Raw genomic sequence first — 18,231 nt, 5'->3', positions numbered from 1 at the left:
TATTATGACATTCCCCAAGCCCTTAAGCAATTTCTGCTTCTTCGTCCTCCAGCTTGACGGAGACAAGCTTCGATACGCCGCCTTCCTCCATCGTCACACCGTAAAGGACATCCGCTTCCTCCATCGTACCTTTGCGGTGGGTAACCACAATAAACTGGGTCTGTTCGGAGAACTCGCGCAAATATTCGGCGAAACGAACCACGTTGGCTTCGTCCAGGGCGGCTTCCACCTCATCCAGCACGCAGAATGGCACCGGCTTGACCTGCAAGATGGCGAACAGAAGCGCCATCGCCGTCAAGGCCCGTTCCCCGCCGGACAGAAGCTGCAGGTTCTGCAGCTTCTTGCCTGGAGGCTGAGCAACGATATCTATTCCCGTCTCCAGCAGGTTCTCAGGGTCCATCAGCACCAGGTCGGCGCGTCCGCCGCCAAACAGCTTGGCGAACACGATCACAAATTCCTTGCGTATGGCATCAAACGTCGATTTAAACCGCTTGGCCATCTCTTCGTCCATTTCTTTGATCACCTGGTACAAAGCGGCTTTCGCTTCGACCAGATCATTTTTCTGTTCATTCAGGAATTCATACCGCTCGGACACCCGTTCGTATTCTTCGATGGCTCCCAGGTTGACTTCGCCCAAAGCGGAAATGGCCCGCTTGAGTTCCCTGACGGCTGCCTGGGTCTGCTCCGCATCCTCCGGCACGGCGTACAGCTGCTTCGCACGCTCGTAGGTCAGCTCGTAATCATCCAGAAGTTTCTTCAAAATGTTGTCAAGCTCCACGTCGAGACGGTTGGCCTGGATTTCCGTTTGCAGCAGCTTCTCGTCTACGCTCTTCAGAGCGGCCCGCTGCTCCTTCGTTTCGCTTTCGCCTTCCTCCAGCTTGCGGGATAAAGCAGCTCTAGAAGCCCGCTTGAGCTCCAGCTCTTCACTCGTGCTCTGCTTCTTGATTTTATTCACGTTCAGCTGCTCGGTCTGACGAACGCTTTCTTCCTCGTTATGTTTCAGATCCTCTTCAATCGACTTCAAAATCCGGCGGTTCTGCTCCAGCTCGCGTTTGCGTGAGGTGACCTCTTCTTCAAGCCGTGTGAACCGGTCTTGAAGCGCTAATGTCTCCTGCTCCAGCTTGCCTTCACGGATCTTCAAATCCGTCAACTGAGACTGGAGTTCCTCTTTGGCCGATTCGCTGGCCTTGCGGGCAAATTCGGCAGCCTCGATCGACTGCTGAACCTTCCGCTCCTCGGCCTCCAGCTGCGTCAGCTTCTCCGCCGCCGCTTTCACGGCCAGATCCAGCTCTTCCATCTCCTTCACGTAATCGCCCTGCTCCCGGCCGTAAAGCTCAAACTGCTCTGTCACGTGGCGATATTCGTGCTCAAGCTGTTTAAGATCGCCTGCCGCCGTCTGCTCTTCGCTGCGCTTGCGGTCTCCGGCCTCGCGAAGCCGCTCCAGCTCGCCTTCAGCCTCCTGGATTTGGCTCCGCAGCTCGGTCAGGCTTTGACGCAGCTGGGCTATCATCGCTTCGCCCTGCTTGATGTCGGCATCCAGCTGCTCCAAATGACGATTCCGGCCCAGCAGATTGCTGTTCTTGCGATGCTGGCTGCCCCCGGTCATCGAGCCGCCGGCATTGACGACATCGCCTTCCAGCGTAACTACCCGGAAACGGTATTGAAGACGGGCAGCCATCTTGTTGGCGTTCTCCAGATTCTCGGCGATAATCACGCTGCCCAGCAAACTGCCGATGATGGAAGCGTATTTGGGTTCAAAGCCGACCAAGTCAGCGCCTACGCCCACAAACCCTTCTATTTGTTCCACGTTTCGTTTATCGCTCTCCGAAATATGCCGCGGTCTGATAACATCCAGCGGCAGGAATGTAGCACGGCCCAGCTGGCGCTGCTTCAGAAACGTAATGGCCTGCCGGGATACCTGCTCATTCTCCATGACAATGTGCTGCATGGCTGCGCCAAGCGCTGTTTCCACCGCAAGTTCGATTCTCTCCGGTACGTTCATCAGCTCGGCTACTGCGCCATGTACCCCATGGAGAACCGATTTGCGCGCGGCCTTGAGCACCTCTTTAACGCCGTGCTGAAAGCCGTCATAATCATCCTGCATTTCCTTCATCGTGTCGCGGCGGGATACCAGGGCTTCGCGTTTCTGCTCCCAGCGCCGCAAATTCTCGCGGCTTTCCTCCAGCAGCTTCTGCAGGGAATTGACCTTCTCGCTGCCTGTGATATAACCGCTGCGCAGCTCGGCAATTTCTTTCGCATGACGCTCGAGCACCTTCTCAAGCTCCTGCTTGGCCGCCAGCAGTCTGGCCTGCTCTTCGCGCCATTTGGTGCCGTCCTGTTCGGAGCGGGACATTCGGCGCTGGATCGCTTCCTTCTGCTGTTCTCCACTGCGAATGTCATTTCGCGCCTGCGCCATGTCGTTCATAATCCGCAGCAGGTCGCCTTTCAGCGTCTCTTCCTGGGCGCTGCTGATTCCCCCGGTGACGCCGACAAGCTTGGCCTCCTCGGCGGAAAGAATGGCCCGTACTTCTTCCAGATTCGCTTTGGCCGTTTCATATTTCTGCTTCACATATTCGAACTCTTCCATCCGCCGTTTGAAAATCTCTTCGCTGGCGCCCAGCGTTTCCAACAGCTGCTGGCGATTTTGTGTAAGGTTCTTATGCCGCTCTTTCAGGACCTCGCGGTAGCCTTCGCTTTTCTCAAAGTTTTGGCTGTACTCCAGCAAATTGTGCTGCAGCGCTTCCAGCTCTTCCTCCACCTTGCGAAGAGCGGAGCGTTCCGTCTCCAGCTTGGCATCATGCGCCGAAACGATCGCCGCCAGCCCCGCCTGCTCTTCACGCAGCGACTCCAGCTTGCTGTTCGCTTCGCTCCAAGACTTGTGAATCTGCTCGATTTGATGGATATAAAGCGAAATCTCTTTATCCTTGAGCTGGCTGCGCAGCTCTTTATAATGCAGCGCCTTCTCCGACTGCTCCTTGAGTGGTCCGATCTGGTCCTCAAGCTCGGTAACAAGGTCATGAATCCGCAGCAGGTTCTGCTCGGTATCATCAAGCTTCTTGCGGGCTTCCCTCTTGCGGGACTTGTATTTCACGATCCCCGAGGCCTCTTCAAAGATGCCCCGCCGGTCTTCTGAACGGGTACTCAGAATTTCTTCGATCCGGCCTTGTCCGATAATCGAATAAGCTTCCTTGCCGATGCCGGTATCCATAAACAGCTCCGTAATATCCTTCAGGCGGCAAGGCTGTTTGTTGATCAAATATTCGCTGTCCCCGCTGCGGTGAACACGGCGGGTCACCGTTACTTCGCTGAAATCCAGCGGAAGCGCCTGATCGCTGTTGTCCAGCGTCAGGGATACTTCTCCATAATTGACCGCTTTGCGGGCGTCGCTTCCGGCAAAAATAATATCCTCCATTTTGCCGCCGCGCAGCGACTTGGCGCTTTGCTCGCCCAGCACCCAGCGGATGCCGTCGGAAATGTTGCTTTTTCCGCTCCCATTGGGTCCAACTACGGCCGTAATGCCGCGTACAAATTCCATTTCCGTTTTATCGGCGAACGATTTAAAACCGGCCAATTCTATCCTCTTCAAAAACATACGTCCCCTATCACCTCTAAAGCCTATTGTACCACAGGTTTCCACCACTTTTGGACATTCGCTGCAAGAAAATCGGCTGCAGATCAAATACAGGGCTGCCGACCCGTTTCCACCACGGATCATCAAAATAGAAACCCCGTGGTCCGCAATCGGTGCTGGACGAAAAAGACGCCTCTCCTAAGAGAAGGCGCCTTCCAAATTATTGTTCAATCGAGCTAAGCTCTCTTAGGGCGACCGCAGCAGCTTGCTGCTCCGCTTCCTTCTTCGAGCGTCCGGTTCCCCGGCCGAGACTCCGTCCTTCCATAAACACCTCAGATACAAATTCCCGCTCATGAGCCGGCCCTCGTTCCTCTACAATCCGGTATTCGAGCGCTCCCAGATTATGATGCTGAGTAAGCTCCTGCAACTCCGTTTTGTAGTCGGTAATTTGCATTTTGCCACCGCCGAGCTCCAGTTTCGGAAACACATGCTGATCCAGAAAAACCTTAACTCTCTCAAGCCCCTGATCGAGATACAGCGCCCCCACAAACGATTCAAATACGTCCGCAAGCAGCGCGGGTCTTGTTCGGCCGCCGGTCAGCTCTTCTCCTTTGCCTAGCAGCACATATTGTCCGAATTCGAGACTCTCCGCCAGCTTCACCAGCGAAGGCTCGCAGACAATGGCCGCCCGGAGTTTGGTTAACTCGCCTTCCGGACGATCCGGAAACAGTCTATACAGATATTCCGAAACGGTTAGCTCCAGCACAGCATCACCCAGAAATTCAAGCCGTTCATTATCGGCATGCTGGCTGAACCGATGTTCATTTACGTAAGACGCATGGGTAAAAGCCTGTTTCAGCAGCAGCCGGTCGTGGAACTGAATATGAAGTTTATGCTGTAATTGCTTCAGATCTCCATTCAACAGACTAAACTCCCTTACGCTTCAAATTTCTTCAGAATAATGGTGGCATTGTGGCCGCCAAAACCGAAGGAGTTCGACATAACCACCTTTAGATCCGCTTGTCTTGGTGTGTTAGGGACATAATCCAGATCGCATTCCGGATCCTGGTTGTCCAGGTTGATCGTTGGAGGGATTACGCCATGGTTTAATGCCAATCCGCAAATGACCGCCTCAACACCGCCGGCAGCACCAAGCAAGTGACCCGTCATCGACTTCGTTGAGCTTACAGCTACTTTATAAGCATGATCGCCAAGAGCCGCTTTAACCGCTTTCGTTTCAGAACGGTCGCCTACTGGCGTCGATGTGCCATGGGCATTGATATAATCAATCTCGCTAGGCTCGATGCCGGCATCGCGGATCGCCATCTTCATGCAGCGTGCCGCACCGTCCGGATCGGGCTCCGTCATATGATGGGCGTCCCCGCTCAAGCCGTAGCCGATGACTTCAGCATAAATCTTGGCTCCGCGGGCCTCGGCATGCTCCAGCGATTCCAACACCAGTACCCCGGAGCCTTCGCCCATAACAAAACCGTCGCGGTCCGTATCAAACGGGCGGCTGGCTTTCGCCGGCTCATCATTGCGGGTAGACATTGCGCGCATCGAACAGAAGCCAGCGAGACCCGTTGGACGGATCGTTGCTTCCGCTCCGCCGCAGATCATCACATCCGCATCCCCGCGCTGAATCAGGCGCATGGAGTCGCCAATCGCATGGCTGCCGGTTGCACAGGCCGTTACCTGCGTTGTATTTGGTCCTTTAGCTCCGAACATGATCGACATTTGGCCGGACGCCATGTTGGCGATCATCATCGGAATAAAGAACGGGCTGACCCGTTTCGGGCCTTTTTCAAGCAAAATATTGTGCTGATCTTCCCAAGTACCCAGACCACCGATGCCGGAACCAATCGAAACTCCGATCCGTTCTGCGTCAACGTTGCCGCCGATTTCAAGGCCGCTGTCTTTCAGAGCCATGGAGCCGGCTGCTACCGCAAATTGAACGAAACGATCCATCTTGCGGGCTTCCTTGCGGTCCATATAATTCTCAGGGTTAAAATCTTTGGCGGAAGCAGCAATACGAGTAGGATACTCGCTGACGTCAAAGGCTTCGATCAGGCTGACGCCCGACTTGCCTGCCATCAGGTTGTCCCACAAGGTATTCAAATCTTCTCCAAGGGCCGTTACAACTCCCATGCCCGTTACTACTACTCTATGTTTCAAACACACTCACCTCGTATAGACGTCATGTGCAATATTGTCGTCATTATTATAGTCATTTGCTGTGATTCTCTTGAAAAGGCGATAAAAATGAGGAGAAGTCCCGCCTGCTAAAAAGGAGGTACGGGACTTTTAGATGACTTAGGTATGAGATTGTATGTAATTTACAACTTCACCTACGGTCGTAATCTTCTCTGCATCTTCATCTGAAATTTCCAGATCGAATTCGTCTTCGAGTTCCATAACCAATTCAACTACGTCGAGAGAATCAGCACCCAAATCGTCTTTAAAAGACGCTTCAAGCGTAACTTCAGCCTCGTCGGCACCCAAACGGTCCACAACGATGCGTTTTACGCGTTCAAATACATCGGACATCCGGTTCACCTCCTCCATGGTATTATACGAGAATTGAAGTTAAAATGCCATAGTCTGTGAAACTCATGTGACGAAGCGAGATTACATGTACATTCCGCCGTCCACATGGAGGGTTTGTCCAGTCATATAGCTGGCATCGTCCGAAGCCAGGAATAAAACAACCCTGGCTACTTCCTCTGGTCTGCCGAGACGCGACAACGGAATCTGGCCCAGAATCTTGGTCCGGATCTCTTCCGGCAGTTCATCGGTCATATCGGTACCGATAAAACCCGGAGATACGCAGTTCACGGTAATGCCTCGGGAAGCCAGCTCCTGAGCTGCCGTCTTGGTCAGGCCGATAACACCGGCTTTGGCGGCAACGTAATTCGCCTGTCCCGGATTGCCGGTGGAGCCGACAACCGAAGAAATGTTGATAATCCGGCCGGAACGCTGCTTCATCATCGGACGGGTTACGGCTTTTACGCCGTTAAACACGCCTTTCAGATTCGTTTCGATCACCTTGTCGAAATCCTCTTCCTTCATTCTCATAATGAGATTGTCACGGGTAATTCCGGCGTTATTGACCAAAATGTCAATGCTGCCAAACGTTTCAAGCGTACGGCTGACCATTTCTTCAAACTGCTTGCTGTCTCCGACATGGCCTTGAACCGCAAACGCCTTGACGCCCATCGCCTCAATTTCGCTGACTACGCCGGCTGCCGCCGCTTCATTCCCCGCATAATTGACTGCCACATTCGCACCTGCTTCGGCAAGCGCCAAAGCGATGCTGCGCCCAATCCCGCGGGAAGCGCCAGTCACAAGCGCCGACTTGCCTTCAAGAGACTTCGTCATGAAATAGGGTCTCCTTTCGTGAACTTAAATATTATCGCCTAATCGCTGCCGTATGTACAGGACAATCGGTCAGCCTGCTCCTTCGGCCTCGATCGGCCAAGGTGCTGCTGCAGCCTGAAACGCCCGCCAGCCAAGGCTAAGCCGCCGTCAGGCGGGATTGCCGCTTCAAGCTTACGCAGGACATTTAATCCATGGTCAAGAAGGGACGAGGTTAACTATGAATTATGATTATGAATTATGAATTCAGCGCTTCTACCGCCTGCTTGACGCTCTCCAGACTGTTGACATTCACGGTGCGCACAGATTTATCGATCTTCTTGATCAAGCCGGCCAGAACACTGCCCGGACCGATTTCAACGAACGTATCTACTCCTTGCCCGATCAAATAACGAACGCTGTCTTCCCATAGAACCGGAGAATAAACCTGTTCTACCAGCAGCGAGGCAATCTCCTGTCCTTCTGCCAGCGGTGCGGCAGTTACGTTAAACACAACCGGGAGCTGAACTTCCTTCATCTGAACCGCTGCAAGCTTGTCCCCGAGTTTGAGCGAGGCTTCTTTCATCAAAGAAGAATGGAACGGACCGCTTACTTCCAGCGGGATAGCCCGTTTTGCGCCGATTTCCTTCACTCGCTCAACGACGGCGCCTACACCGGCCGCACTGCCGGAAACGACGATTTGTCCCGGACAGTTCACATTGGCCAGCTCTACCGGTTCGCCTGTGGCGCTAATATCGGCACAAAGCCCGGCAAGCGCTTCGCGTTCTCCGCCAAGCACAGCCGCCATTGCTCCTTGGCCGCTTGGCACCGCCTGCTCCATAAACTCGCCTCTTGCCCGAACCAGCGCTACAGCGTCTTCAAAGGACAATACCCCTGCAGCCGTTAAGGCTGTATATTCGCCGAGGCTGTGACCGGCCGCATAATCGGCTTTCACACCTTCCGCCAATAAAGCTTGCAGCAGCACATAGCTGGTTGTCAAGAGCGCAGGCTGCGTGTTGGCCGTTTTTTTTGAGCTCCTGTTCAGGACCTCCAAAGATCAAATTGGACAACCGGAACCCAAGAACGTCGTCCGCTTTCTCAAACCATGCTTTTGAGACCTCGGAAGCATCATACATATCTTTGCCCATTCCAACCGTTTGGGAACCCTGTCCCGGAAAAACAAATGCGATTTTCCCCATTTCGTCTACTCCTTTACTCCCTTGTATCGAGTTGGCCGGTTTACCAGACGATGGTTGCCGCCCCCCAGGTCAAACCGCCGCCGAAGCCAACCAGCAGCACCTTGTCGCCTTCCTTGATTCGTCCCGCTTCAGCAGCCTCAACCAGAGCAAGCGGAATCGAAGCCGCTGAAGTATTGGCGTATTTATCCACGTTGATCACACATTTCTCCTCGGGCAGATTGAGACGCTGCATAGCAGATTGAATGATCCGGATATTCGCCTGATGAGGAACGAACAAGTCAATGTCCTCTTTGCTGAAACCCGCTTTGCGAAGCACTTCGTCAGTGGCCGTGCTCATCACGCGTACCGCAAATTTGAACACTTCCCGGCCGTTCATATAAATAAAATGTTTACCATTCTTAACGGTATCCTCCGATGCAGGAAGTCTGGAACCGCCTGCCTCCAGATTCAGCAAAGGACCTCCCGCTCCTTCTGCCCCCAGGTCAAAAGATTTAAACCCTCGGCCTTCAGGAACCGGTGCAAGCACAACTGCACCCGCGCCGTCACCAAACAGCACGCATGTGTTCCGGTCCGTGTAGTCTGTGATGCGGGACAATGTATCCGCACCGATCACCAGCGCATTGCCGTACATGCCGCTTCCGATGAAATTAACGGCTGTTGCCAGACTATAGACAAACCCCGAGCACGCCGCGGACAGGTCAAAAGCCGCCGCTTTTTTTGCCCCCAGCTTCTCCTGCAGAATGCAGGCCGTGGAAGGAAAAGCCATATCCGGAGTAATGGTGGCCACGATAATCAAATCCAGCTCTTCCGCAGCCAGTCCCGCTTTGTCCAAAGCGCGGACAGCCGCTTCATAAGCCATGTCCGATGTCGCTTGTTCAGGAGCAGCGATATGCCGTTCACGAATCCCGGTCCGGGATACAATCCATTCGTCGTTTGTTTCCACCATCTTTTCCAAGTCGGCGTTCGTCAATACCTTCTCGGGCACATACATGCCTGTTCCGACAATCCCTACCGGCCTTAAATTCATCCCTGTATCACTCTCCCGGTTATTTCCTTTGTAATACTTTCAGTCAGCTTGCTCTGGAGTGCTGCGCGAGCCTGGCGCACCGCATTTTTGATCGCTCCGGCGTCAGACGAGCCGTGGCCTTTGATGACCAGTCCGCTTAGCCCAAGCAGAGGTGCGCCGCCATGCTCCTTGTAGTCCATTTTATCCTTCAAATTGCGAAGGGAAGGCATCATGACCGCTGCCGCCAGCTTGGTCTTGAGATTTTTGCTGAATTCCTGCTTGAGTACCGAGAACAAAGCGCCTGCGGTTCCTTCAAGAGCCTTCAGCAGAATATTCCCCGCAAATCCGTCGCACACCAGCACGTCGCAGGCACCGCTCAGCACATCTCTGGATTCGACATTGCCGACAAAATGAATAGGAAGCTCCTTAAGCAGAGGGTACGCCGCTTTGGTCAGCTCATTCCCCTTCATCTCTTCCGTGCCGACATTGAGCAGCCCTACTCTCGGCGAAGGCATGCCATGAACCTTCTGGCGGTAAATGCTGCCCATCAGGGCATATTGAACCAGATGTTCGGGTTTGGCATCCATGTTCGCCCCCAGATCGAGAGCAAGCACACCTTTGTCGTCCATGGTCGGCAGCATCGGAGCAAGCCCCGGACGCTCAATGCCTTCCATGCGCCCAACTACAAGCAGACCGGTCGTCATAAGCGCCCCAGTGTTGCCCGCGGAAATCATCGCTTCCGCAGCACCTTCCCGCACCATCCGCCCGGCAACCACCATAGAAGCGTCTTTCTTCCTACGGACGGCCTTTACCGGCTCATCTTCGCTTTCGATCACTTCGCCGGCATGATGAATCAGCAGATTCGCAGGACGTTCCTTGAGCAAAGGCTCAAGCACGGCCTGGTCGCCTACGAGAATGATTTCAACATCTTTCCATTGATTGGCCGCGGCAAGCGCCCCTTCCACCGTGCTTGCAGGAGCATGATCTCCTCCCATCGCATCAATGGCTATCCGCATGCAAGGCCCCCCTTTCACTCCGTTCGCCTGTCGCTGAACGGTAAATGATAAAGTTACCGTGGAACACCATTTCTTCACCTACATAAGTAAAAACCTCGACTTTGGCTTTCGCCTTATTCTCCTGGCCTGAGCGCACATAAGCTTTGGCAATGCACTTCTCACCCAGATGAACCGAACGGACAAACCGGATGTCGGCAGACGAGGTCAAAGCAATCTCATCATTAATCACAGCAACAGCCAGAGAGTTGGCCTGGGCAAATACATGATGCCCCCGGGCAATCCCTGTCCGCGAGAAGACATGCTCTTCCCGAATTTCGAAAATGGAAATCCCGCTTTTATCGAGCTGGAGATCAATCACCTCACCGATGACCTCGTCCAGCGACAACGAACGTACGGTGTCGTACGAGCGCTCAGCCATCAGCTTGAGCCTTTCCCTCAGCTCCGGAATTCCGAGCTCCATCCGGTCCAGCCGGATTGTCTGGATACTGACCTTAAGCTGCCTGGTCAACTCCTGATCGGTAACAAAAGGATTTTCTTCTATAATTGAAGCAAGCTTCTGCTGCCGAGCCTTCTTTGGCAAACGTTCTATGGGTGCCGCCTCCTTCTTGGCAAAAAGGCGTTAAGCGCCTTTGCTCCGGCATGCTGTCAGCCTTATATTTTTGATCATCTTCACGCATCGCATCCCTTGGTTAGAACCAGGTACTAATACCAGTATAAAGCATCCTCCGGCAAAAAGAAAGGGAACGCCCGGCAATTTCCGTTTCCCGGCTGCCCCCTCATGATCACTTCGACTCCCCAGCTTCCTTGGCAGCGCAGCGCCCCATATGAAGTAACCCGCATACCGTTTGCTGAACAAACAAAAGAACAGCACTTCACCGTCAGGTGAAGCGCTGTTCTTCTTATCCAGCAGCGGCCAAACCGGTCTTCACCGAATCGGACCGCCCGCAGGCTTAAATCTGATCTTCACGAAGCTTTAGCTTTAAAACTAAGCTTTGATGATTTCTCTCGATTTGTATGTTCCGCAAACTTTGCATACGTGGTGAGCAAGTTTCAATTCTCCACATTGTTCGCATTTTACCATACCCGGTACAGCCAATTTGAAATGCGTGCGGCGTTTGTCGCGGCGCGTTTTGGACGTTCTCCGTTGAGGTACTGCCATGATTCCCACCTCCTTATTTAAGTCAACCCTATAGGCGTGTTTCAGCAATTATCATTTAAAGAAATCTTTGAGTGCCGCAAGGCGCGGATCAACGGCAGTTGTATCGCAGCCGCAATCATGCTCGTTGAGATTGGTCCCGCATGCCGGGCAAAGTCCCTTGCAATCGTCCTTGCAGACTACCGCAAACGGAAGATTCAGCATCAAACTCTCCTCCAAGTAGGGGACGAGATCCACACTCTCGTCTTCAACATAGATGGCATTGTCATCCAGGTCTTGTTCCTGCTCGGGTTCCTGTCCATGTATAAACCGTTCCTTAAAGTCGATATCAATGACACGGGCGACGGGCGTAAGGCATCTGGAGCAGGCTACGTGCAGCTCTGTCTTCAGCGTCCCTGTAACATCCACCATATCCTCTCCGGCAGCATACAGCTGCAGGTCGGACACCAGCGGAGCAATCGAGGAAACGTCCTTGCGGCCCTTGATCAAATCCGATACATCCAAAGACTCGTGAAACTTTGTCGGCCCTTCGGCGGATGCTACTTTGCGAAATTGAAAGTGCATGATCATCACTCCAAACAAACAAAAATAATTATACCGATCATATCAAAGATTTGTCAAGGAATTCTCTTGATATGTTCTTCAAGCTAGCATGCCGCAAACCCGTCTATTCTAGACGTGTTTTAAACCGCCGTTTAATCATGTTATAGTACAAATACTTCAACAGGGCAAGACGCCCTGCAGGCAAGTTTCGATTTAACCCTGTTCAAAAAAGGAGATTACCGCCGTGAGAACCGTTGGTCTTATCGTTGAATATAACCCACTGCACAATGGGCATGTCCATCACTTCCGGGAAGCCAAACGGATCACCGGAGCCGAAGCTTCGGTGGCCGTCATGAGCGGCTGCTTCCTGCAGCGGGGAGAACCGGCCGTCGTGGACAAATGGACACGGGCGGAGATGGCGCTCCGCACGGGCGCAGACCTGGTGCTGGAGCTGCCTGTGGCTTATGCGGTGCAGCCCGCCGAGTGGTTCGCGTACGGTGCCGTCAAGCTGCTTGACGCAACCGGCGTCGTCACCGACCTGTGCTTCGGGACCGAGGCGGGCGATTTGGCGCAGCTCCTGCCGCTGGCGGAGCTGCTGCACGGCGAGAGCGGCGAGCTGAAATCCGCGCTCGCCGAGGAGCTGGGCGGCGGGGCCAGCTACCCCGCCGCTTTCGCAGCCGCGGCGGCACGGCTTGCCGCGCGCGGAGATGGCGCGCCGGGCCAGGCGGCGGCGCGCGAAATCCTGATGCAGCCCAACAACAGTTTGGGGCTGCATTATCTGATCGCGCTGCGCCGGCTCGGCAGCGCGATCAGGCCGTCGTCGATCCCGCGCCAGGGCGCCGGGTATCACGACGAACAGCCCGGCGAAGGCGCTGTCGCAAGCGCGACCGCTGTCCGCCGGCTGCTTGCCGGCCCGGGCGGGCTGGACGCCGCCCGGCCTTACATCCCCGCCTGGACCGCGGATTTGCTCGCCCGCGAGTTCGCGGCCGGGCGCGGTCCGGTCAACTGGGAGCATTTCCGTGCTCCCTTGTTCCGGCAGCTCCTGCTGCAAAGCCCCCAGGAGCTCGCCCAATACCACGAGGTGACGGAAGGCTTGGAATACAGGCTGCAGCGAAGCCTGCAGGGCCTGAGCGCCGTCTCCGTGGATGCGCTGCTGGACGCGCTGAAGACGCGCCGTTACACGCGCACGAAGCTGCAGCGCATGCTGGTCCACCTCTTGCTTGGCCACCGCAAAGAGGAGCTTTCACCGGCCAGGCTGGGCCAAGGGCCGGAATATCTCCGCGTGCTCGGCTTTAGCCCGACCGGCCGGCAGCTGCTCGCCAGGATGAAACAAACGGCAGCCCTGCCGGTCCTCACGCGGACACCGGCGCAACCTTATCCCGGCTTGCAGCTCGACATTCGGGCTGCCTCCCTCTATGAAAGCCTGCTGCCCGCAACCGGCGCAGACCATTGGTTCCGCGATTATAAACAGCCGCCGCTCAGGAGCTGAGCTTTTAAGCCATGCTCCTTTAGCGGCGGCTGTTTAACAGATCGGCTTATTTTATTTTCCTTATTCGCCTACAGCTTTCATTTGATCGAGATAGTTTAAAGCATCGTCCAGCGTTTTGACCGGCACCAGCTTCATCGAAGTCCCGATGCTTTTCGCTTTTTTCTCCGCGTCGGCATAATTGCCTTCCGGCACGAAGAACACCTCCGCTTTCTCCCGGTTCGCCGCGACGATTTTGAACTGGACGCCGCCGATTTCCCCGACATTGCCGTCCGCATCAATCGTGCCGGTTCCGGCAATACGGTGCCCTTTGCTCAAATCCCCCGGTGTCAGCTGGTTATAAATCTCGAGCGTAAACATCAGGCCGGCCGACGGGCCGCCGATATCGGTTTTTGCGAAATGGACCGCTTTCCCCTCATCCGCACTGACGATATCGATTCTTTGACCGATGGAAATGCCAAGACCGGCGCGAATCTTCCCGGTTTCAGCGTCCTTAAGCTCCACCAGCTCGACGTCCTGATCCATTTCTTTGCCGTTTCTCATCAGCTTCACGTCCACATGCTCTCCGGGCTTCTTGGCCGACAGAATGGCCGACAGCGCTTCAAAGGTTTTTACCTCTTTCCCGTCCACGCTGGCAAGGATGTCGTTCGCCTGGAAATCCCCTTTGGACGTTACGCCGTCCACATGCCCCAGAACCATAATATACTGCGGTTCATTGGTATAAGGAACGCCTGCTTTTTTATATGCGGCTTCAATGGCGCTTGATTGCGAACCAGTCATATAGGAGACCTGCAGGGCGTTATATTCGGCTTCGTTCCTTTTGGGCTTTGGATCTACCTCCGCATTTTTGTCCAGCTTGGCAGCCAGATAGTAAACCACATTAGCGTACCTGGACGAGACGGTCGTCAGCATGAAGGTTCCTTTCTCTTCTTTGTCCCCGTCCGGGATCGACACCATCGGCCCTACCTGCTCAGCCGTTCCCGGCTGGTAAATGATATACGGCAGCGGCATAAACACCAGCACATACACAATCAAGATAAAAACAACCCCGGCAAGCGCGGGGCGAAGCACTCTCCATCCTTTTCTCTTCATGCCGCTTCTCACTCCTCTGACGTCAGCTAGGTCTGTTCCATGGACAAACCGCATAATCTAATTTAGGACCAGCCGTTAAGGCAGCCCGTTCTCCTGCTGCTATAGCTTAATCCTGCAACCTTTATATCGTTATATTTAGGATGAACATCCTTTATTCAAGAGGTGCTGAACCCATGAACAATACTTCCCCTGAAACGCCTCCGGGCAGCAAGGGCTCTCTATGGACAACCTTCTGGCTCGGTTTATGCGCCGTTACCCTGGTGGTCTGCGTCATTTATGATCCCGGCAAAGCTTTCGATGCCACCTTGCAGGGGCTGACGGTCTGGTGGCATATTGTGTTTCCCGCCTTGCTGCCCTTCCTTGTCCTGTCGGAAATGATGATAGCTTACGGGCTGGTCCACGGCCTGGGAACCTTGTTTGATCCCTTGACCCGTCGGTTATTCCGCATTCCTGGAGAAAGCGGCTTTCTGCTCCCCCTTGGCCTCATTGCCGGCTTCCCGGCTGCCGCTGAATCGGCTGCCAGGCTGCACGGACAGCATAAGCTGACAGCAGGAGAAGCCGCCAGGCTTTCCGCGGCAGCTCATTTCTGCAATCCGATGCTGATTGTTGTTGTTGTCGGTACGGGATTTATGCACACTCCGGCGCTTGGCGTGCTTCTGGCCGCCATTCATATTGCCGCAGGACTTACGGCAGGCCTCACTATGGGCTGGCTGCGGCGACCACATGATTCCGCAACCGCAACAGCATCAGCAACAGTGTCGACATCCGCATCGGCTTCACCAGGCAAACCCGCCGGACAGACGACGAAAACCTCCCTAATCCGTCAAGTGATCCGCAGCACTGAAAATGCGCGCCGCCTCGACGGCCGCAGCTTCGGCAGACTGCTTGGAGATACCGTATCTGTTGCCGTGCAGACCCTGCTCAGCGTAGGCGGTTACATGCTGATCTTTGCTTTGATCATACAGGTTATCTCCCGCGTCCTGCCAAAAGGTTTCCCCGACTATATCATACCTGGCCTGCTCGAAGTCCATCTGGGCAGCTTCCGGCTGGCCGAATCCGGCCCAGGCTCCCCTGCGCTTCAGGCTGCCCTGATCGGAGCCGGTCTGGGCTGGGGCGGTTTATGCAGCTATTTTCAGGTGAGGGCCGTTCTCAAGCCGGCTGGCATCGGCAGCAGGGGATTTCTGCTCACCAGACTGCTGCACGGCGCTTATGCCTATCTGATTACTTTGCTTATCTGGAACCCGGTGACCAGCCTCTTTCCGCATACCGTCCCCGCTTACCGCGACAGCCTGGCGGACTTTAAGACACAATCGGATCTTTTACTGTCAGGTGGGCTCCCCCTGTGGGGATTGCTGGGCTGGCAAACGGCTCTGTTCGCCCTGCTGCTTGGCTCCATGATCCTGTTCACCTTCATTTGGAGACGCAAGATGCGCCATCAAGTCTGACCGGATTTCATCCGGGCACTGGTTTGAGCCGTCAGACCTTTGAGCCATCAAACCTTTGAATCCGAGGCTCTTTCTGCCGTTTTAACCTTTAATGCCGCTTCCACCTCGGGCGGGACCAAAGTGGATACGTCCCCATGGAACATGGCAATTTCTTTGACTACACTGGAGCTTAGATAAGAATATTTGGGGTTGGTCATCATAAAAATCGTCTCAACCTCGCTGCTGAGCTTTTGGTTTGTTGAAGCCATTTGCAGTTCATATTCAAAATCCGTTACAGAACGGATACCTCTTACAATAACGTCAGCCTGTTTGTTTCTCATATAATTCACAAGCAGGTCACGGAAGCTGTCCACCTCGACATTGGGAAGATGCCGGGTGGACTGCCTCAACAAATCCTTGCGCTCTTCGACGGTAAACAGCGGTTTCTTGCTTAAATTATTCAGGACAGCCACAATCAATATGTCAAACTGACGCGCCGCCCGCTGGATAATATCGATATGCCCCATCGTTACCGGATCAAAGCTGCCGGGGTATACGGCTACTCTAAGGGGTCTGGTTGTATCAGACAGGTTTCTTTCCTCGGTGCTCATAAAATCTCCTCTCCACTGCTCGTCTCATCCTGATCGGCATCTTCTCCCTGAACCGCCGGCTGAACCCGGGCTTGTCCGGTTTCCCTCCGGTAAATGGAGACGGCTGTCTCGCCGTAAACGGCTTTTCTGGTTAGGCGAAAACCGCCTGCTTCTTCCGGGTATTCATAGGAAGATTCATATTCGAGCATCACCACCGCGTTCTCGGACACCAATCCCAATTCCTCCAGCTTCAGCATCAGCTCGGTGCCGTGTTTCAACCGATAAGGCGGATCAAGAAAAACAAGATCAAAACATATCTCTCTTTTGGCCAAAGCCTTTAAAGCCCGTTCGGCGTCATTTTTATAAACCTCGGCTTGAGCAGTCAACCCGGTCTGCTTTAGATTGGCTTTAATCGTCTCGAGTGCTTTATAATCCATGTCGATAAACACACCTTTGTCCATGCCGCGGCTGAGCGCCTCAATGCCAAGTCCGCCGGTTCCGGCGAACAAATCCAGCACGTTTCCCCCGTCAAAATAAGGACCGATGATGCTGAAGATAGCCTCCTTCACCTTATCGGTCGTAGGCCTCGTTCCCATACCGGGAACGGCTTTAAGCGCCCTTCCGCGGGCGCTTCCCGAAATTACACGCACATTTCTTCTCTCCTTGTCTATCCACACATGCCATGCCGTGTCCTCAATTTATGTCGTTATCGTACCACAACAACGGCCGCTTGAAAAATAGCCGAGATCCGCCGCAGGCTTTTTTTGGGCGGCGATGTATATTCCGGCATCCGCCGGACATAATGAAGATATCGACATCACCAAATGTCGTAGACAACCGCGGAGAAGACTTACGTTTCCCCATAAGATCTTCATCCGGTTTCTCCTCTCCCATGATGGGTGTCCTGAGAATGGGCACCCGGACAAAAGCCCTTGTAGCATGCTTTTTACGAGGGTTTTTGTCCTTTTTTTGTCTATTTTGCCCTTTGGTTTTTTCGAGTTTAGCTATAATCATTTTCTCCCCGTCATTCCGTGCACTACCATGTTATATTTCATAGAGAAGCAAAAGACAAGGCGAGGTGCTGTTCGATGGACAAACAAGGTTTTAATCAATGGGCCCCGGAATATGAGCAAACGGTAGACCGGACGCAAGGATACCCTTTTGAAGGTTATGATGAAGTGTTGAAATATTGCAGAAATCAGCGCCCTGCGGGAAGCACATTATCGATCTTGGATATCGGCATCGGTACAGGGCGGTTAAGTCAGGAGTTATATGAGCAGGGCCATGAAATTACAGGTTTGGACTTTTCCGAGGAAATGCTCCGTATTGCTGCAGAACGTATGCCTAAAGGGCGATTCTATAAAGCTGATTTTGCGGAGGGGATTCCCGGGCCGATTATGGGGGTTACCTTCTCCTGCATCTTGTCCACTTACGCTTTTCATCATGTCGACGACGATCGAAAAATTCAGCTGCTCAGACTATTCGCCGGACGTCTTCGGCAGGACGGGGTGATCGCGATCGGCGATATCGGATTCCGGACCTCCCAGGATCGCGAGCGCTGCCGATTGGCAGCCGGCGATCGCTGGGATGAAGAAGAATGGTATATAGCCGCTGATGAATTTCTGCCAAAGCTGAACAAAGCTGGATTTAAAGCCAGCTACCGCCAGGTTTCAGGCTGTGCCGGCGTACTGACCCTCACGCTGTAGAGAGGTCAACTCCGATCATGATTTAAATGCCTGTTCTCCCCCTCTTAAAGGAACACAATAATAAAAATACAGGGCTCCCGCTGAGGGG

17 protein-coding genes and 1 pseudogene are annotated in these 18,231 nt (G+C 54.0%); 4 read left to right on the top strand and 14 right to left on the bottom strand.

The annotated features are described in order from the left end of the window. Window positions 1-22 precede the first annotated feature (22 nt). The 9 genes and pseudogenes from smc to fapR form a co-directional block, all read right to left on the bottom strand. Window positions 23-3,592, bottom strand: a complete 3,570-nt coding sequence (gene smc / locus AWM70_RS04695; protein WP_068694561.1) for a chromosome segregation protein SMC — start codon at window positions 3,590-3,592, stop codon at window positions 23-25. A 199-nt stretch (window positions 3,593-3,791) separates the two neighbouring features. Further along, entirely contained in the window at window positions 3,792-4,493 is a 702-nt protein-coding gene (gene rnc, locus AWM70_RS04690) for a ribonuclease III (protein WP_068694560.1), read from the bottom strand. A gap of 14 nt (window positions 4,494-4,507) precedes the next feature. Continuing rightward, window positions 4,508-5,746, bottom strand: a complete 1,239-nt coding sequence (fabF, locus tag AWM70_RS04685) for a beta-ketoacyl-ACP synthase II (protein WP_068694559.1) — start codon at window positions 5,744-5,746, stop codon at window positions 4,508-4,510. A gap of 138 nt (window positions 5,747-5,884) precedes the next feature. Continuing rightward, entirely contained in the window at window positions 5,885-6,118 is a 234-nt protein-coding gene (acpP, locus tag AWM70_RS04680) for an acyl carrier protein (RefSeq protein WP_068694558.1), read from the bottom strand. 81 nt (window positions 6,119-6,199) lie between these two features. Beyond that, window positions 6,200-6,949 carry a 3-oxoacyl-[acyl-carrier-protein] reductase gene (fabG, locus tag AWM70_RS04675; protein WP_068694557.1) on the bottom strand — a complete coding sequence of 250 codons (750 nt, stop codon included), beginning with the start codon at window positions 6,947-6,949 and terminating at the stop codon, window positions 6,200-6,202. 235 nt (window positions 6,950-7,184) lie between these two features. Continuing rightward, window positions 7,185-8,124, bottom strand: a pseudogene (gene fabD, locus AWM70_RS04670) (ACP S-malonyltransferase). Between the two features lie 40 nt (window positions 8,125-8,164). Next, on the bottom strand, window positions 8,165-9,151 hold the full coding sequence (locus tag AWM70_RS04665; RefSeq protein ID WP_068694556.1) for a beta-ketoacyl-ACP synthase III: 987 nt from the start codon (window positions 9,149-9,151) through the stop codon (window positions 8,165-8,167). Next, window positions 9,148-10,146 carry a phosphate acyltransferase PlsX gene (gene plsX / locus AWM70_RS04660; RefSeq protein WP_068694555.1) on the bottom strand — a complete coding sequence of 333 codons (999 nt, stop codon included), beginning with the start codon at window positions 10,144-10,146 and terminating at the stop codon, window positions 9,148-9,150. The genes AWM70_RS04665 and plsX overlap by 4 nt, the downstream gene beginning before the upstream one ends. After that, the gene (fapR, locus tag AWM70_RS04655) at window positions 10,130-10,726 is read right to left on the bottom strand and encodes a transcription factor FapR (RefSeq protein WP_068694554.1); all 597 of its coding nucleotides are present in this window, start codon (window positions 10,724-10,726) and stop codon (window positions 10,130-10,132) included. Before fapR ends, plsX begins: the two co-directional genes overlap by 17 nt. Window positions 10,727-10,991: 265 nt before the next feature. On the opposite strand from fapR, the gene AWM70_RS24090 reads away from it, so the two are divergent. Beyond that, window positions 10,992-11,123, top strand: coding sequence for a hypothetical protein (locus AWM70_RS24090; protein ID WP_257784538.1), 132 nt, complete (start codon window positions 10,992-10,994; stop codon window positions 11,121-11,123). An 8-nt stretch (window positions 11,124-11,131) separates the two neighbouring features. Here AWM70_RS24090 and rpmF read toward each other — a convergent pair whose 3' ends face one another. Continuing rightward, window positions 11,132-11,305 (bottom strand): 50S ribosomal protein L32, encoded by a 174-nt coding sequence (gene rpmF, locus AWM70_RS22565; RefSeq protein ID WP_083180129.1) that lies wholly within the window; start codon window positions 11,303-11,305, stop codon window positions 11,132-11,134. 51 nt (window positions 11,306-11,356) lie between these two features. After that, entirely contained in the window at window positions 11,357-11,866 is a 510-nt protein-coding gene (locus AWM70_RS04650; RefSeq protein ID WP_068694553.1) for a YceD family protein, read from the bottom strand. Window positions 11,867-12,089: 223 nt separating this feature from the next. Between AWM70_RS04650 and AWM70_RS04645 the strand changes: the two genes are divergently transcribed. Next, the gene (locus AWM70_RS04645) at window positions 12,090-13,334 is read left to right on the top strand and encodes a nucleotidyltransferase (protein ID WP_068694552.1); all 1,245 of its coding nucleotides are present in this window, start codon (window positions 12,090-12,092) and stop codon (window positions 13,332-13,334) included. Between the two features lie 60 nt (window positions 13,335-13,394). Here the strand turns inward: AWM70_RS04645 and AWM70_RS04640 are convergent, their stop codons facing one another. Beyond that, on the bottom strand, window positions 13,395-14,423 hold the full coding sequence (locus tag AWM70_RS04640; RefSeq protein ID WP_068694551.1) for a SepM family pheromone-processing serine protease: 1,029 nt from the start codon (window positions 14,421-14,423) through the stop codon (window positions 13,395-13,397). A gap of 173 nt (window positions 14,424-14,596) precedes the next feature. On the opposite strand from AWM70_RS04640, the gene AWM70_RS04635 reads away from it, so the two are divergent. Beyond that, window positions 14,597-15,868: a hypothetical protein gene (locus AWM70_RS04635; protein ID WP_068694550.1), complete on the top strand. Its 1,272-nt coding sequence runs from the start codon at window positions 14,597-14,599 to the stop codon at window positions 15,866-15,868. Window positions 15,869-15,915: 47 nt separating this feature from the next. On the opposite strand, the gene coaD is transcribed toward AWM70_RS04635, so the two are convergent. Both coaD and rsmD read right to left on the bottom strand, forming a co-directional pair. Beyond that, the gene (gene coaD / locus AWM70_RS04630) at window positions 15,916-16,458 is read right to left on the bottom strand and encodes a pantetheine-phosphate adenylyltransferase (RefSeq protein ID WP_068694549.1); all 543 of its coding nucleotides are present in this window, start codon (window positions 16,456-16,458) and stop codon (window positions 15,916-15,918) included. Next, on the bottom strand, window positions 16,455-17,087 hold the full coding sequence (gene rsmD / locus AWM70_RS04625; protein WP_083180128.1) for a 16S rRNA (guanine(966)-N(2))-methyltransferase RsmD: 633 nt from the start codon (window positions 17,085-17,087) through the stop codon (window positions 16,455-16,457). Before rsmD ends, coaD begins: the two co-directional genes overlap by 4 nt. 438 nt (window positions 17,088-17,525) lie before the next feature. Here rsmD and AWM70_RS04615 point away from each other — a divergent pair, with 438 nt between their 5' ends. Beyond that, window positions 17,526-18,143: a class I SAM-dependent methyltransferase gene (locus tag AWM70_RS04615; RefSeq protein WP_068694547.1), complete on the top strand. Its 618-nt coding sequence runs from the start codon at window positions 17,526-17,528 to the stop codon at window positions 18,141-18,143. Window positions 18,144-18,231: the final 88 nt, after the last annotated feature.

The sequence above is a fragment of the Paenibacillus yonginensis genome (assembly GCF_001685395.1).
Taxonomy (GTDB): domain Bacteria; phylum Bacillota; class Bacilli; order Paenibacillales; family Paenibacillaceae; genus Fontibacillus; species Fontibacillus yonginensis.
This window is presented reverse-complemented; position numbering and strand designations above follow the sequence as displayed.

What these genes read in the sequence shown, in the direction of transcription:
- acpP (WP_068694558.1), bottom strand. Translation starts at nt 6,118, where the DNA reads ATGTCCGATGTATTTGAACGCGTAAAACGCATCGTTGTGGACCGTTTG.
- smc (WP_068694561.1), bottom strand. Translation starts at nt 3,592, where the DNA reads ATGTTTTTGAAGAGGATAGAATTGGCCGGTTTTAAATCGTTCGCCGAT.
- plsX (WP_068694555.1), bottom strand. Translation starts at nt 10,146, where the DNA reads ATGCGGATAGCCATTGATGCGATGGGAGGAGATCATGCTCCTGCAAGC.
- AWM70_RS04615 (WP_068694547.1), top strand. Translation starts at nt 17,526, where the DNA reads ATGGACAAACAAGGTTTTAATCAATGGGCCCCGGAATATGAGCAAACG.
- AWM70_RS04650 (WP_068694553.1), bottom strand. Translation starts at nt 11,866, where the DNA reads ATGCACTTTCAATTTCGCAAAGTAGCATCCGCCGAAGGGCCGACAAAG.
- AWM70_RS04665 (WP_068694556.1), bottom strand. Translation starts at nt 9,151, where the DNA reads ATGAATTTAAGGCCGGTAGGGATTGTCGGAACAGGCATGTATGTGCCC.
- AWM70_RS04635 (WP_068694550.1), top strand. Translation starts at nt 14,597, where the DNA reads ATGAACAATACTTCCCCTGAAACGCCTCCGGGCAGCAAGGGCTCTCTA.
- rpmF (WP_083180129.1), bottom strand. Translation starts at nt 11,305, where the DNA reads ATGGCAGTACCTCAACGGAGAACGTCCAAAACGCGCCGCGACAAACGC.
- AWM70_RS04640 (WP_068694551.1), bottom strand. Translation starts at nt 14,423, where the DNA reads ATGAAGAGAAAAGGATGGAGAGTGCTTCGCCCCGCGCTTGCCGGGGTT.
- coaD (WP_068694549.1), bottom strand. Translation starts at nt 16,458, where the DNA reads ATGAGCACCGAGGAAAGAAACCTGTCTGATACAACCAGACCCCTTAGA.
- fabG (WP_068694557.1), bottom strand. Translation starts at nt 6,949, where the DNA reads ATGACGAAGTCTCTTGAAGGCAAGTCGGCGCTTGTGACTGGCGCTTCC.